The sequence below is a fragment of the Paenibacillus sp. sgz302164 genome, assembly GCF_056120505.1.
The window spans coordinates 126,153-141,864 of sequence record NZ_JBVYOL010000001.1 but is presented as its reverse complement, the minus strand read 5'-3'; the positions used below and the strand labels follow the sequence as shown (position 1 = coordinate 141,864).

The 15,712-nt window shown below is 48.4% G+C and carries 11 protein-coding genes and 1 pseudogene; 11 read left to right on the top strand and 1 reads right to left on the bottom strand.

Annotated elements, in window-relative coordinates; translation table 11 throughout:
• Position 1 precedes the first annotated feature (1 nt).
• The 9 genes and pseudogenes from AC0LWT_RS00515 to AC0LWT_RS00475 all read left to right on the top strand — a co-directional run bounded on the left by AC0LWT_RS00515 (position 2) and on the right by AC0LWT_RS00475 (position 12,970).
• Positions 2-2,275, top strand: a complete 2,274-nt coding sequence (locus AC0LWT_RS00515; RefSeq protein WP_474679267.1) for a glycoside hydrolase family 3 protein — start codon at positions 2-4, stop codon at positions 2,273-2,275.
• 23 nt (positions 2,276-2,298) lie between these two features.
• Positions 2,299-3,735 (top strand): sulfatase family protein, encoded by a 1,437-nt coding sequence (locus AC0LWT_RS00510; protein WP_474679266.1) that lies wholly within the window; start codon positions 2,299-2,301, stop codon positions 3,733-3,735.
• 141 nt (positions 3,736-3,876) lie between these two features.
• A complete protein-coding gene (locus AC0LWT_RS00505; RefSeq protein WP_474679265.1) occupies positions 3,877-5,397 on the top strand; it encodes an extracellular solute-binding protein in 1,521 nt (506 codons plus the stop codon).
• Between the two features lie 170 nt (positions 5,398-5,567).
• Entirely contained in the window at positions 5,568-7,115 is a 1,548-nt protein-coding gene (locus AC0LWT_RS00500) for a sulfatase family protein (RefSeq protein ID WP_474679264.1), read from the top strand.
• A gap of 16 nt (positions 7,116-7,131) precedes the next feature.
• Positions 7,132-8,769 carry a sulfatase family protein gene (locus tag AC0LWT_RS00495; protein WP_474679263.1) on the top strand — a complete coding sequence of 546 codons (1,638 nt, stop codon included), beginning with the start codon at positions 7,132-7,134 and terminating at the stop codon, positions 8,767-8,769.
• 53 nt (positions 8,770-8,822) lie between these two features.
• Positions 8,823-9,068: a hypothetical protein gene (locus AC0LWT_RS00490; protein ID WP_474679862.1), complete on the top strand. Its 246-nt coding sequence runs from the start codon at positions 8,823-8,825 to the stop codon at positions 9,066-9,068.
• A pseudogene (locus AC0LWT_RS00485) lies at positions 9,045-9,368 on the top strand (cupin domain-containing protein); the annotation flags it as partial. The gene AC0LWT_RS00490 and the pseudogene AC0LWT_RS00485, both read left to right, overlap by 24 nt.
• 484 nt (positions 9,369-9,852) lie before the next feature.
• Positions 9,853-11,175, top strand: coding sequence for an MATE family efflux transporter (locus AC0LWT_RS00480; RefSeq protein ID WP_474679262.1), 1,323 nt, complete (start codon positions 9,853-9,855; stop codon positions 11,173-11,175).
• Between the two features lie 631 nt (positions 11,176-11,806).
• The gene (locus AC0LWT_RS00475; RefSeq protein ID WP_474679261.1) at positions 11,807-12,970 is read left to right on the top strand and encodes a DUF4317 domain-containing protein; all 1,164 of its coding nucleotides are present in this window, start codon (positions 11,807-11,809) and stop codon (positions 12,968-12,970) included.
• 522 nt (positions 12,971-13,492) lie between these two features.
• Here the strand turns inward: AC0LWT_RS00475 and AC0LWT_RS00470 are convergent.
• The gene (locus AC0LWT_RS00470) at positions 13,493-14,002 is read right to left on the bottom strand and encodes a hypothetical protein (RefSeq protein ID WP_474679260.1); all 510 of its coding nucleotides are present in this window, start codon (positions 14,000-14,002) and stop codon (positions 13,493-13,495) included.
• 483 nt (positions 14,003-14,485) lie between these two features.
• Here AC0LWT_RS00470 and AC0LWT_RS00465 point away from each other — a divergent pair, with 483 nt between their 5' ends.
• Together AC0LWT_RS00465 and AC0LWT_RS00460 are read left to right on the top strand one after the other, a co-directional pair.
• Positions 14,486-14,821, top strand: coding sequence for a hypothetical protein (locus AC0LWT_RS00465; protein WP_474679259.1), 336 nt, complete (start codon positions 14,486-14,488; stop codon positions 14,819-14,821).
• A 90-nt stretch (positions 14,822-14,911) separates the two neighbouring features.
• A complete protein-coding gene (locus AC0LWT_RS00460) occupies positions 14,912-15,688 on the top strand; it encodes a peptidylprolyl isomerase (protein WP_474679258.1) in 777 nt (258 codons plus the stop codon).
• The last annotated feature ends 24 nt before the right edge of the window (positions 15,689-15,712 follow it).

Genomic DNA, 15,712 nt, shown 5'->3' with positions numbered 1-15,712 from the left:
AGTGGAGCAGCGTCAGAACGATCAAGTTATACGGTATGTGCAAAATGAAAAAGGCCCTACACTCGGTTATACCGAGGGAACGGGAGTAAATATAATCCGTCAGGACGGCCTGTCATTTAAGGATTTGAACAAAGACGGCAAGCTGGATCCTTATGAGGATTGGCGCTTATCACCAGAGGAGAGGGCGAAGGATCTTGCGTCTAAAATGTCCGTCGACCAAATCGCCGGTTTGATGCTGTACAGCAAACATCAAGCGATTCCTGGGAGTAAGGGCTTCAATCCGGCGACTTACGGCGGCAAGTCCTATGAGGAGAGCGCCTTGGAGCCATACGCTTTAACGGATCAGCAGCGGCAGTTTCTGGCCAAAGACCATATCCGCCACGTGCTTGTGACGAGCGTGGAGAGTCCGGAGTGCGCTGCGAGATGGAATAACCTGCTGCAGCAGGTTGCCGAAAGCGAGCCTCTTGGCATTCCGGCTAATAACAGCTCTGATCCGCGTCACGGCCTGGATGCTTCCACCGAATTCAAGGTCGGCGGAGGCAGCCAAATATCGATCTGGCCGGAATCGATGGGCCTTGCGGCAACGTTCGACCCCGAGCTCGCCCGCAAGTTCGGGGAGATTGCGGCCAAGGAATATCGGGCCCTCGGCTTGTCGACTGCTCTGTCTCCGCAGGTCGATATCGGCACTGATCCGCGCTGGTTCCGGTTCGGCATGACGTTCGGCGAGGATCCGCATTTGACTGCCGATATGGCCCGCGCTTATATAGACGGCTTCCAAACGTCGGAGGGCGAAGCGGAAATCGTGGACGGCTGGGGCTATAACAGTGTAAATGCGATGGTGAAGCACTGGCCCGGCGGCGGCTCTGGTGAAGCGGGGCGTGACGCGCACTTCGGCTACGGCAAATATGCCGTATACCCGGGAAATAACTTCGAGCAGCACCTGATTCCTTTTACCGAAGGAGCGTTTTGCCTGAACGGCAAGACGGGGCAGGCGTCCGCGGTTATGCCTTACTATACGATCTCCTGGGAGCAGGACAAAAAGAACGGGGAAAACGTCGGCAACTCCTACAGTTCCTACCTCATTAATGATTTGCTCCGCGAGCAGGTCGGCTACGACGGTGTCGTATGCACGGACTGGAGCATCACTGCCGACGAGCCGGAGGATATTACGAGGCTGAATCCCGGTGGAAGATGCTGGGGAGTTGAAGAGGGGTACACCGTAGCGGAGCGCCACTATAAGCTGCTCATGGCAGGAGTGGACCAGTTCGGCGGTAACAACGAAGCCGGCCCGATCATTGAGGCGTACCAGATCGGCGTTCGGGAGCATGGTGAAGCTTATATGCGGAAGCGGTTCGAGCAATCGGCCGTTAGGCTGTTGAAAAACATATTCAGACTGGGTCTGTTCGAAAATCCATACGTCGATGTCGAGAAAACCGTGGAGACGGTAGGCTGCGAGGCGTTCACACAAGCCGGCTACGAGGCTCAGCTGAAAGCGTTCGTCCTGCTGAAGAACGAGAACCAGGTCCTCCCTATGAAATCAAATAAGAAGGTATATATTCCGAAGAGGAAGCTCCCGGCCCGCAGCAACTGGATTGGACGGCTGGTTCCGGCAAGCGATGGCTATCCCGTCAACCTTGATGAGATCAGACGCTACTTCGAAGTGACGGAGGAGCCTGATGAAGCGGACTTCGCCCTCGTCTTCATCGAAAGCCCGCACTCTACGATGGGCTACAGCAAGGCGGACGTGGCTGCCGGCGGTTCGGGGTATGTCCCGATCAGCCTGCAATATGGACCTTATACCGCAGAGCATGGTCGGGATGTCAGCATCGCAGGAGATCCGCGAAATGTGCTGAACCGGGCGTATAACGGGAAGATGGTCACCGTGACCAATGCAGGGGACCTTGACATGGTGCTGGAGACGAAGCAGCGGATGAAGGACAAGCCGGTCATTGTGTCTCTGACCTTGAATAATCCAATGGTCGTCGCGGAATTCGAGGGTGCAGCCAGTGCGATCTTGGCCAACTTCGGAGCTGTGGAGAAGTCCATTATGGATGTGATTACCGGAGCTGCGGAACCGAGCGGCTTGCTGCCTTTCCAAATGCCGGCCGATATGCGAACCGTCGAGGAGCAGCATGAGGACGTTCCTCATGATATGAGAGTATATGTCGATTCTGCCGGCCATGCTTACGACTTCGCGTACGGACTCAATTGGAGCGGTGTCATGGAGGATGACAGAACAGCTAAATATGGAAAACGGCTATCAAGCATGAAATAGTGAGATGATTGGAGGAATTACGTATGAGGAAACCGGATCTATTGGTGTTCTTGAGCGATCAGCATCATGCGCGTTACTCAGGCTATGCAGGGCATGCGACGGTTTGCACGCCTCATCTGGACCAACTGGCTCAGGAAGGGATCGTCATGTGTGCGGCTTACACGTCGTCACCGCTATGCGTTCCTTCTAGAGTATCGATGCTGACCGGACAGCTGCCGGAGAAAACTGGCGTCTATACAAATAACGGCGCGATCGGCAGCGATCAGGCAACTTTTCTTCATGGCATCGCTGCGGAAGGTTACGAGACTGTGCTGTGCGGACGGATGCATTTTATGGGCGAGGACCAGCGGCATGGGTTCACCAAACGCATTATGGGTGAGATGACTCCGCTATTTTGGGGGCGATACGGTGCGGCCCGTTCGGATTTGGGACCCTATGTCGGCACAATGGCCAATCAAAGCTTGAAAATTATCGGAGGCGGGACGTCTCCTGTGCTTGAGTACGACAAGGCTGTGATCAAGGCCGCCTTGGACTATTTGAATCAAGACCATGAGAAACCGCAGTGCATCTTTGTCGGTACGTATGGTCCGCATCATACATTCGTAGCTCCTCCTGAGCGGTATACGTATTACAAGGAAAGGGTAGACATTCCGGAGTCGTTCCGGCTCGATGAGGGTCATCCTGTCCTGCAGAAGATGCGAACCGGGAACAAGCTGACGGAGGACAATGTTATCAAGCTGCGTGCCGCCTACATGGGGATGATCGAAACGATAGATAGCCAGGTCGGAGAAGTGCGTGGTGCATGGAACCGTTATTTGGAACGCAGCGGTCGGCAAGGAGTGTTCATCTATATGTCCGACCACGGCGAGCAGGCCGGTGAGCATGGGTTGATCGGGAAGAACACCTTCTATGAAGGCTCGGCAAAAATCCCCATGATCGTGGAAGGAACCGGAGTATCAGCCGGTCGTCGAGTTGAGCAGCCGGTAAGCATTATGGATTTAGGTCCGACGCTGTGTGCCTATGCCGGAGCTGAGACTCCGCCAAGACAGGACGGCATCAGCCTGAAATCCTTGCTGGAGAACGGCGCTGAGGATCCGGAGCGGTACATCATTAGCGAGTGTATAGCAACGCTGGACAGCGGTCCGGTTCCAGGGCGCATGCTAAGGCAGGGCAACTGGAAGTATGTCGCCTACGCCTTCCATGAGCAGTACAACCAGCTGTTCGACTTGAGTAAGGATCCGCAGGAACTTCACAATCTGGCTCAAGAAAGAAGCGACGTTGTCGGACATTTTGAGGTCATTTTGAAACAGACCTGGAATACGGCCGCGATTATCGAGAAGCATCTGGAGAAAGCGGAGCATCATCAGCTGTTGGCCAAATGGGGCAAGGCTACCGATGTTCCGGAGCTTGAAAGATGGCCGGTGCCGGTCGAGGCTACTGCCCTTCCGGTTGTGGAGTAAGGAAAACTTTTCAAATAGTAAAATGAGTTCGCCGGATTTAAGATAATAAATCAGATAATTGTGTAACGCATATTTTATGCTAGTCCCCTATGATAAGGATGTAACTCAAGACGGATTTAGATGAAGAGAGAGGGGAATACAATGAAAAAGATTTTATTGGTTTTTTGCGCACTTACGTTATCCTTCGGCAGTGTTGTAGCCTGCTCCAAGCCTAATGCCACAGGCAAAGCATCCCAGCAGACTGGAGATAATAAGGCGGTTGCAGACGATTTAAGCGAAAAAATGACGATCACTTGGATGGCGCGTTCGTTCCAAGGCGGCGGCTGGCCGGATGATAACCCTATGATTCAAGCGTTAAACAAAAAGTTCAACGTCGATATAAAGATGCAGTGGGTGCCGGCAGCAAACTATAAAGAAAAGCTGAACGTGCTTGCCGCTTCCAACGATTTCCCGGATATTTTCCTGGTGCTTAATCCGGAGTTCAACAAGTGGAAGAAACAGGGACTATTTCAAGATCTTCAGCCTGCGATGAACCAATATCCGAACTTGGCCAAGATTCCTAAGGAGCCTTTGTACGTTCTTAATCCAAAAGGCAAACTCCTCGGTCTTCCTTTTTATATTACGGAAAATAGAGATACATTAAGCGTACGTGAAGACTGGCTGAGGAAGTTGGGCATGTCCGCTCCGAAGACCATCGACGAATTTTATGAAGTAGCGAAAGCGTTCGCATTGAAAGACCCAGACGGCAACGGAAAGCAGGATACGACCGGATTCTCACTGTATTATGACACAACGAGCAATTCGATCCGCGATATCGAATTCATTATGGCCAGTTTTGGGCTTTATAACCAATGGGCAGATGTTAACGGAAAGCTGGTTCCTTATCAAACGCAGGTGGCTGAGTGGAAAAATCTCTTGACCTTCCTAAATAAAGCCTATAATGAAGGTGTTCTCGATAAGGACTTTGCCGTCAATAAAATCAGATCCACTGTAGAGAAGTTCGAATCGAACAAGGTCGGGTTTGCCTATCTGAATCCGAACGATTGGAAGAATCACCAGGCTGCCATCACCAAGCTTGTCCCGGACGCGGTTATTAAACCGTTGGATCCGCCTAAAGGACCTACAGGCAAAACAGGAACCTCTAACATTAATATGCTGGATAAGAACGTCATCAACGCCAAGATTGATCCTAAGAAGCAGCAGCGGATCCTGAAAATCCTCGACTACTTCCTGTCTCCGGAAGGCTCTGATTTTATCAAAAACGGGATTGAAGGCGTACATTACAAGAAGGTAGCCGAAGGCAAATTCGAGAAATTGGAAGCAGCGGACAAAGACCGTCAAAATCTGTTTAACAACTGGGTGTTCCGTCCATTCGATCCGAGTATTCAGATGTACAAATGGGAGGATCCTACCTATCACCAGGTGATAAAAGACATGTTTACCCAGAATGAAAAGTATACTTGGAAAAATAAAGCCGCTGGACTCGAATCCGAGACGTTGACGAAGTCCGGGGCGAACTTGAACCTGAAATGGTGGGAGACAGTCTCCAAAATCATCATGGGCCGCGAGCCGGTATCCGCTATCGAGAAAGCGTCGGCTGACTGGCTGGCAGGCGGTGGCAACAAAATCATTGAAGAACTGAACGTTTCATATAAGGAATAACGGTTGGTACGATCCCTGAGGAGTCACTTACGAAAGTATGAGGCCTCTCAGGGATTTTTTTTTAGCTTGAGAGTATCACTATTCAGAGAATCGGATAACGACTTATCGTGGGCGAGTGTTTATGATAAAAGTGTGCCACACGCTAGCTTAGAGGAATGGAGCTGATCAATATGAGAATTTTGTTTTTGGATTTGGATTCGACAAGTCCGGATCACCTAGGATGTTATGGGTATCAACGGAATACTTCGCCGAATATCGACCGCATTGCTACGGAAGGTGTTCGCTTTACTAACTACTATACATCGGACGCCCCTTGTGCTCCGTCTCGCACAGCGCTGATGAGCGGCAAATTTGGGATCGTCAACGGCCTTGTCGGACATGGCGGAACTGCAGGCGATATGAAGCTTGAGGGAACGGAGCGGGAGTTGATGGGGAAGCTGACGCGGGGAGGCTCGCTTCCTTCGTATCTTGGACTGGCGGCCGATATGAATACGGCTTTGATTAGTCCATTTGCTCAAAGACACTCGACCTTTCAGTTTTATGCCGGTTTTAATGAAATCTTGAACACAGGAAGATATGGCAACGAATCGGCCGAGCATGTGACGCCGGTGGCGTTGGATTGGATTCAGCGCAATGGGAGTAAAGATAACTGGTTCCTGTACATTAACTACTGGGATCCGCATACGCCATACCGTGCACCTCGAGAGTTCGGCAATCCGTTCGAACATGAGCCTCTGCCAGAGTGGATTACCGAAGAGGTTTTGGAGCGGCATAAGGAAATGGTCGGCTCCCACTGTGTGCATGAGCTGAACATTGATTTCCGAAATAAGAAATATACCAACGAAACGAGCCCTCAATTCCCGCGTCACCCGGGTGAGATTCTGAACATGGATGATATGCGGAAGATGATAGACGGCTACGATTGTGGGATCCGTTATATGGATGACCATCTAGGCACATTATTCAAAGCTCTGGAAGAGCAAGGCGTCATGGAAGAGTTGATCATTATTATCTCTGCCGACCATGGCGAGAACATGGGGCAGCTCGGTATCTATGGAGAGCATGCCACCGCAGATCAAGGGACATGCCGCATTCCAATGATTATCCGCTGGCCGGGAATGAAGCAGGGAATCGTGGATGACGGACTGCATTATCACCTCGATTTGCTGCCGACCTTGGCGGAGATGCTGGGCAGCCAGCCAATCCCGGATTGGCACGGACAGAGCTTCGCTCCGGCACTCAAGGAAGGTGCTGAGTGCGGGCGTGACTACTTGGTTGTCTCCCAATGCGCTCATGTAGCCCAGCGTGCGGTTCGCTTCAGGGACTGGATTTATATTCGTACCTATCATGACGGTCTCCATTTGTTTGATGAAGATATGCTGTACAATTTGGCCGAGGACCCGAAGGAGCAGTTTAACGTTGCGGCTGAGCATCGAGAGCTCTGTTACGAAGCTGTTTATTATTTAAACCAGTGGCATGACGATATGATGCGGCGCAACAGCGATGATGTCGATCCTTTATGGACCGTGATGAAGGAAGGCGGACCGTTCCATGCCAAGGGCTATCTAAGAAATTACATGGAGCGGTTGCAGGAAACGGGAAGAGCGCACCTTGCAGATAAGCTCAAGCGGAGACACCCTGCAGAGTTTCCACAGGAACGAAGCAGCATCCTAGCAGGCTTTCAGGCGAAGATAAGCTCAAAAATGGCGGGCAAATAAGAAGGGGATGAGAGAAATGAGTGCCAAGACTACGAGACCGAATATCCTGTGGATTTCATTAGAGGATACGAGTCCGAGGTTCGGCTGTTACGGTGATGCGCTGGCGCGGACTCCTCATATCGATGAGCTAGCGGCTGCGGGTACGATGTACCCTAACGCGTTTGCAACGGCAGGCGTCTGCTCCCCGAGCCGTTCTGCAATCATTACGAGCATGTATCCAACTGCAATAGGTGCTCACCACATGCGTACGGAGCATGTTAACAGGTTTATGCCGGAGCTTCCGACGCCTTATTTTGCAGTTCCTCCGGCTTATGTTAAGACGTTTACAGAATATTTGCGGGCAGAGGGCTACTATTGTACGAACAACTGGAAAACGGACTATCAGTTCGCTTCGCCATTGACCGCGTGGGATGAAGATAGCCGGGACGCGCATTGGCGCAAACGGGACTCGGATCAACCGTTCTTTGCGGTATTTAACCACATTCTGACGCATGAGAGCAGCATGTGGGGAAATATGATCCGCGGAAATTATTATCCTGATCATAATATGGATCGGCCGCTAGTTACCGATCCGAATCAGGTGAAGGTACCGCCATACTTGCCGGATACTCCTAAAACCCGTGAATCTATCGCCAGGTATTACGATCTGCTTGCCGAAGCGGACGAGTTCGTCGGTTCCCAATTGCAGCAATTGGAGGAAGACGGTCTCGCGGAGAACACGATTGTGTTTCTATGGAGCGACCATGGCGAAGGCCTGCCCCGTGCCAAACGTTGGCCATACGACGCAGGAATCCGGGTACCTCTGATCGTCCGCTGGCCAGGCATGATGGAGCCGGGACAAGTGAACGATACCCTCGTCAGCTTGATTGATCTCGGTCCTACCGTGCTGTCGTTAGCCGGGGTAACCGTGCCTAACCATATGCAAGGTCAGCCTTTTCTGGGGAGCAAGGCAAAGCCGAGGGACTATGTGTTCGCGACTCGTGACCGGTACGATGAGTCTTATGACATGATCCGCGCTGCACGGGATAAGCGGTATAAATATATCCGGAATTATTATCCGGAAAAGCCTTATCTGCAATGGGTTCAGTTCAGCCATCAGCATCCGGCGTTTCAGGAGCTGTGGAGACTGGAGCTTTCCGGCCAGTTGGAAGGAGACCAGCGGTTATTGATGCAGCACAAGCGTCCCGCTGAGGAGCTATATGACTGCTTGGAGGATCCTTACGAAATCAGGAATCTGGCGGCCGATCCGGCCTATAGTAAGGAGCTGGGGAGGTTTCGTTCGGTCGTCGATGATTGGCGCAGCAAATACGATGTGTGGGGTGACGTGCCGGAGGAGCAGATGGTAGCGCAAATGTGGCCCGGCGGGGTACAGCCGCAAACCGCCGCACCGATTTTCATTCCCCTAAACAGCATGCTGCCCGGAAGGGAAGCCGTGACCCGCGGCGAGTATGGGGAAACGACTGCGTTCCTGCTGCATTCGGCTACGCAAGGAGCATCCATTGCTTACACAATAGAAGACGGAGACAATCCGTCTTGGAAGCTGTATACCAAACCGTTAATCCTCACGGAAGGCACGATGAATATTCGCGCTAAGGCGGTTCGTATCGGCTACAAAGATAGTGAGGAAGCGGCGGCAACATTTAAGAGAGTTTAGACTGCACCAAACAATAGGCAAGCTTTAGTTACGAAGGTAACACTCGGATCGGCATGATTAGCGGGGAGCAAGTAATAGACCTGAACTATGCATATCGCTCGATGCTGGAGGCAGAGGGGGTCATTCGCTCGGTACAAGTCGCTGAAGCCTTCGTTCCGGCAAATATGTTGGAGTTCCTGCAGGGCGGCGAGCAAAGCATAGAATTGGTCAAGAAGGCGATAGACTATGTCCAAAAGCATGGAGATGCCGTGAAATATAAGGTGTTCCATAGCGTACCGAATATTGCCGCTTGGATGTAGAAGCTTCCGGCAGGATTCCATTCGAAGGCGCACCGCCATACCAGCTCGACCATTTATCAGGTGTTTAAAGGAAGCGGGTATTCCATTATAAATGGAGTTCGATATGATTGGTCACAAGGCGATTTCTTTGTAGTGCCGAACTGGGCATGGCATGAGCATGTTGCGGCTGAAGAGGCATACCTGTTCTCTGCAAGCGACCTGCCGATTATGGAGAAGTTCGAGCTTCAACGTGAAGAGGGTTATGAGGCTAACGAAGGGCATCAAACCATAACGGAAGAATTTAAACCGTTACTGCCTTAAATTCGCGACGTGCGCGATTCCCAAAGTGTGTGGTTAATTATATGCATCAACTTAAAAATAGACGACTCATGTCGGATGTCAAGAACAATTGCCGCGTAAATCGCGGCTTTCTTGTTTTATTGGACAAAGTTATTGTCAAAACTTCAGTGAGAGGAACTTTATACCATTCGGGCAGACATCGAAAAAGGCAGGATTTCAATTCGATAGTTTGTGTGGTGACGCAATGTTTCCTAAATCGCCCATGGAGACCGACTGACGTTACATGAAGTCATACTGGATGATGACTGTAAAAGACCCGCGGAGACGGCAATAGGAATCCACTCAATTCAACGCTAAGAAGGACAAATCGGCACGAACGATGCCGCGGCTGGATTGGAAGCCTTTTTGAGCTAAATGGCAGTAATGTCGCATTAGCGTTACTTATTTTCAAAGTAATGAACAAGGCGTAAGATAGGAAGTAGTTAATGAGGAGAGTGCATCATATATGTTACCTGCCCCCGCAAATCGCGTCGCATCTATCGCCATTCCTGCAATCTGCGAAGCCTACTTACAGAGCCTGCTCGGCGTTGTTGACGCCTGGTTTATCGCTAGTATCGGACTTGTCGCCGTGAACGCGGTCGGCGTGGCAAATATTTACAGTCTTACATACATCGGTGTTTTCACTGCGGTTTCCACTGCTTTGTCCGTGTTTCTCTCGCGGGCCGTAGGGGCCAGGGATTTCAAACGAGGACGTTCTGCCGTTTGGCACGGCTATGTGGTCGCCTTGGCGCTAGGGTTCATCCTCTCGGCCGTTTCCGTCTTTCTTGCATCGCCCTTGCTTCACATCATGGGGGCGTACGGAGAGCTTGAAGAAGCCGCTTTGCCTTACTTTCAAGTTGTGCTCGGCATCTTCCCGCTCATCGCATTGTTTACCGCTCAAGCAGCGGCGTTTCGTGCTACGGGGGATACCAAAACACCTCTCAAAGTGGCTCTTGAAATGAACGTGTTTCACGTCGTACTAGATTATGTTCTAATCTTTGGCATCGGATCAGTCCAAGGATTCGGCTTGGGTGGAGCGGCGTGGGCCATGGTCATATCACGGCTGTACGCGCTGCTTCGATTGTGGTGGAAGTCCAGAGGTGTGGAAGCGATCCGCCTGCAAAAAGAGGATTTTACATGGCGGCTGCCGCTTTTGACCGAAATGATTAAATTTGCCGTACCCGCTGCAGCTGAGCGGCTTTCCATGCGGCTTGGGCAGGTCATCTACTTTGGTCTTATCGTGCGAATGGGAATTAACGTCTATGCGGCACATACGATCGCTGGAACGCTCACAGTATTTGCCTCGACCGTCGGGGCGGGGTTTGCCACGGCCGCAAGCGTTACTATCGGGCAGGCCATCGGCAGCAAGGACCTGGCTGCCGTGCAGTCGTATCGACGATGGAGCTATATTCTGTCGGCTGCCTCGATGACCGTCATCACCGCGCTCATTTGCATCCTCGCGCCTTGGATCGGGCTGCTGTTTACGGATAACCAACAGGTTATTCAATTGTTGCTCATCGTGCTGGCCATCGACACCGTCTCACAGCCGTTTCTGGCCTCCACGCTCGTGGATACCTCTGCAATCCAAGCAGGCGGGAACAGCAAATATCCGATGATTGTGACAACAATCGGCATTTGGGGGATCCGAACGCTCGGTGTATATGTTTTTGCTTGGAACATGGGATGGGGATTACCTGCCGTCTGGGCCAGCATTGCGGCCGATAACACGCTGAGGGCTGTTTTGTTTGCAAGGTACCGAAAAAGGCAAGGTATAGTGTTGCGTAACTAACGAGTTTCTTAAGATTCGTGATCCGCTAATGGAGACGTTTAATGGGGCGGACTTGAATTATAAAAGAATCTTTAGATACAAACGTTGATGCTGAATACACACTAGCTTCCTGGTTAAGGACTTGGGCAACTAAAACAAATAAAGTCATCGACATACCATTAATCCCTGATTTACTTAAACCTTTTTGACTTTAGAGAAGAAGCCTTCTTGGAAGGCATTGGCGAAAAATCTGCCATCTCAAGATTTCCTGTAACTCTCCTGAAATTATTTTACGTATTGAACGAGCAGATCGATATACTTGGAAAAATATTATTTATTGGGGACTGACAGCATTATATGAATGACGATAATGAGGTGTGTCATTATTAGTGAGGATAGATTCTCAATATTGTTGAGAAATCTTTAATTATGCATTAACATACAGGAAGTAGTTTATCCAAGTGATAAGAAAGTGTGATGTTCACTCTTAATTTAGAACGAAAATAAAGGGAAGTAGCCGTGGATGCCCTTCTCATGAAGGGCTTTTGTTTTGATGTGAACGCTTAGGAAGGCAGATCATCCGTTACAAATTTCTAATTCAATCGTTACTACTGGTAAGGCCATTTCACTTCATAGGAGCGTCTGAGGTACCATGATAAAGAAAGAACTTGCACATATTCGAAAGCAGTTTAAGTTGGATCACCACATGCTTGAAATTTTCAATATTCTTAACGTATATATCATGAAGGAAAGTAACGAGATCTATCATTATGAGCGTCAGCCGTTTGCCCTATTGGACAGGGAGAAGCAGGAACTATATATGGCCAATTTCAAAAAATTGCTCACCGGCGAATTGGATCAGAAGATGTTCGAGTTAAAGTTTCAGGAGGAAGCGGAGACGCCTTCACAGGTGCTTCTCCATCAAGGTTTAGTGACCGGTAATCCGGAAGAATGGCAAGATCTGATGCTCCTGTTGGTGGATAAAATGTTGGCGGATACCAAATATGAACGGGATACGGTCATTACTTTCGTACATGGACAATATTTTAAGCCTACCAAAATCAGGAATGAAGAAGCCGAGGAGAGCGAAAAGGACGAGATGTTCGCGAATCCGTTCATTCTGTGTAGTGTGAATTCCACAGAGCAACAGCGGAAAACCCTCATGTTTGATTACGTCGAGCGGGAATTCAAGTATATTGTCTTCGTAGATCCGATCATTAAATTGAACTCGCCGGAGCAAGGTTTTTTCTACCCTAGTGTGACGGACAACTATTCCGACATGAATCGCATTCTGTACTGCACGGGGAAAGCTAATGAACCGAATGTGCATTTCATCGAGCAAGTTTTGAATGCCGAGAAGACCGTCACGGCGCAAGAAGAGAGAGCCATTTTTGAGGAAATCGTGAAGGAAGTGGCGGGAGATCAGCTCGACGCTTCAACGATCGCTCACGTGTACGAGGAAATTCATCGGGTCATCGAGACTAACGAGGAGGAGGAACCTCCGAAGTTGGACTATAAAGATGTGGAACGCATGCTAACGGTGAGCGGCGTAGAGAACGTGACGATGGAAAAGGTGGAAAGAGCGTTCCAAACGGTCATCGATGACAAAAACTATGAAATCAAAGCAAGCAGCGTCATTCCGAAGTTCACTTCGAAATCGATTAAAATTGATACGAAGATAGCCACGATTTCGGTCAGTCCGCAAGATTTAAAGTACGTGAGACAGGTGAATTATCAAGGAAAACGATGTATCTTGATCGAGGTCGACGAAGACGTCGTGATCGAAGGATTTACGCTCAGTACGGAGACATTGTAGAGTAGGGAAAGTTCACACAGATGGTTTCTCAAACAATATGTAATACTAAATTCGTTTGAAATGAATGTATATTCATGCAAGTGCAGTTGAAAGGCTAACATATTTTTTCTAATGAATTCAGCAGCAAATATGCTTTTCCGCCGCGGCGGACTTAAAATTCCAATCAATTCTGAAACAATAAAAACGGAGTCACGCGGGTTTGCGGGCTCCGTTTTTTAATTAATTCTGCAATATTACATTTTTGAGAAATTCCAGAATTAATTAGAATTGTTTCAGAATTCGTTAGAATCAATTGTTTATGCGTTTTACTGCATAAAATCATCAAGTTTCCAAGATACGGCTATTTCAATCAAGTTTATGTCTTTAACCCCTTCAAGTGAATCAAAACCGTAGCCTCCATCATGCCATTCCTCCGACTTGTGATAGTAATAAGGCTACAGTTTCATAAGCCACAGCAACCTCATCGTGTTGTTATTGAACTTTTGTCCATTAGTTGAACGAGAAAAGACAATTTAAGGTAAGTTATCCCCATTGATAAAAATCTAAAACAAAAACTTTAGATCCAACATCAAAATAAACCTGTGCCCATTCAAATTCATCTTCACCTTGAGGTGGATTCGTTGTTAGTTTATATACCCTGACATTTGATCCTAAAAAAAATGCCTTAAGCATTGTTATTAGTTGTTGTGAAACCTTGTTATACTCCTTGTCATTTTCCATGGATACAACATTATCATCTGTATAGTATATTTCTCCTAAATAAATGTCCCTCATCTTAAACATTGAAAAAAACCAATATGTGCTTACAGTAAATAAGCTTTCTTCCCATGATTCCAATTCCTCTAAACCGATAAGCTCAACGTACTTATGGTCTGAAAGATCGCTATTTTTATTAAACTCACGTACTGCTTCCTTGATGTTTACATTCAGTTCAACAAACTTATATCGATGACCATAACAATTCCCCAGAAAAGTGTTCATGTTACTCAAAGCTTCAAGATAACCATTAATCTTAATGATTTCATTATTCATAAATAAGCTCCATTTCTAATTATACAAAATCGATAGCCCAGCATCCACATTGTTTTGTTAAGTGAGCATTAGTACAAAGTTCCCCTTCTTGTCACCAGTAATGGACAGAGTACATATGATAGTTTATGTTGAATTATCCAATGAGTAGTAGTGTACATTTTAATTAAACTCCATATTACTTAAATATTAATGAATATTATGAAAAAGTACACATGAATTTTTCTAAAGAATTCTGGAATATCACATTTGTTTTACTTTTCTTGAGCAGTGTTCCGATAGCGGAATGACTTGAAATAATGATTTGGCAGCATCGAGGCTGTTCAGTCAAAAAAAGTCTGTCATTTTTAAAAAACCGCGAAGGCTTGATACTGCGCGGTTTCTTGCTATTTATAGGCAGAATCTTTCATTATTCTTTTATTGAGCTGAACTATACTTAAATTAAAGCTTTAATGCTGCAATCATCATAAACGGGAGGAATTAGCAATGTCCAATGATAAAACATCAAAAGATTTTGAGCTTGAAGATTTGGAGAAGCCGTTGACGGAGCAGGAAATGAAAGAAACAACCGGTGGGGGCAATAACGTTCCAGGCCTATTTTTCCAACCGCCTCAAATGCCTGCAAAACCGCCGGAAATACATGTCCCTGTCAATCCCTGCCCGTCACCACCACCTCCATCTTTTGCTATCCATACCCAACCAACACTTCAAACCACAGAACCAACCGTAACCCCTATACTCCCAACTCCAAAAAGTAATGGGTCAGGAAAAATTCCTGATTTTGTCCCGAAAGAACTAAGAGACAAACTTGGAAACCCGTGATAGATGGATTCTTGTAAAACAAATTGTTGAAATGGAAAAAGCCTAACGACAGTTAGGTTTTTTCCATTTCAACGTGAAGGGGGGCTTTATATGGATGCTATGGAACTTGTAACGTTCAGCGTGAACGGTACGGAATGGCGACTGCGCGATGTACTCAAGCTTGCGTGCATGGAGGGCGGTTTTAACGCTGTCGAGGATAGCGTTCGAAGAGCCGTTACGCTGGAATTTGCGGAACAGCACCATATATCGATCGATGAGCAAGAGTGGAAAGCGAAAGCCAATGAGATCCGGCAGCAATTGGGGTTATACAGCGCAGTTGAAACTTTGGAGTGGCTTCGCAGGCGAGGATTGGCGACGTCCGATCTGTTCGAGACGGCCAAAGCCCGTCTTTTAACGGAGAAGGTGAAGCAAATCGTATCGCAAGATCGTATGGATACTTATTTTCTGGAAAATCGGCTTTCCTTTGATAAAGCTAATGTTTCTCAATTGGTTATCGGCAGCAGGGAGCAGGCGCAAGAGCTGCTATTTCAGCTTGAGGAGGGTGAGCCGTTCTACAAGCTGGCGCAAAGCTATTGTTTGAACGGCAGCAGCAAGTATGACGGCGGGTACGTCGGGTGGGTCGGTCGAGCGGAATTGAGCGGTGAAGAGGAAGCGGCCGTTTTCGGTTCGGAAGCCGGACAGACGGTGGGGCCTTTTCCATTCGACACTTCCTATCGGTTGCTCCATGTTTGGGAAGTGTCTCCAGCCGTACTGACCGCGGAGGTTCGGGTAAAGCTTGCCGATCTCCTTTTTGAAGAGTGGCTGAACGAAGCTGTAAAAAGATCGAATATCGATGTTAAACTATGGGACTATTTGGCGGGGAATTAGGCTGATCATTCAGGAGGCTCGGGG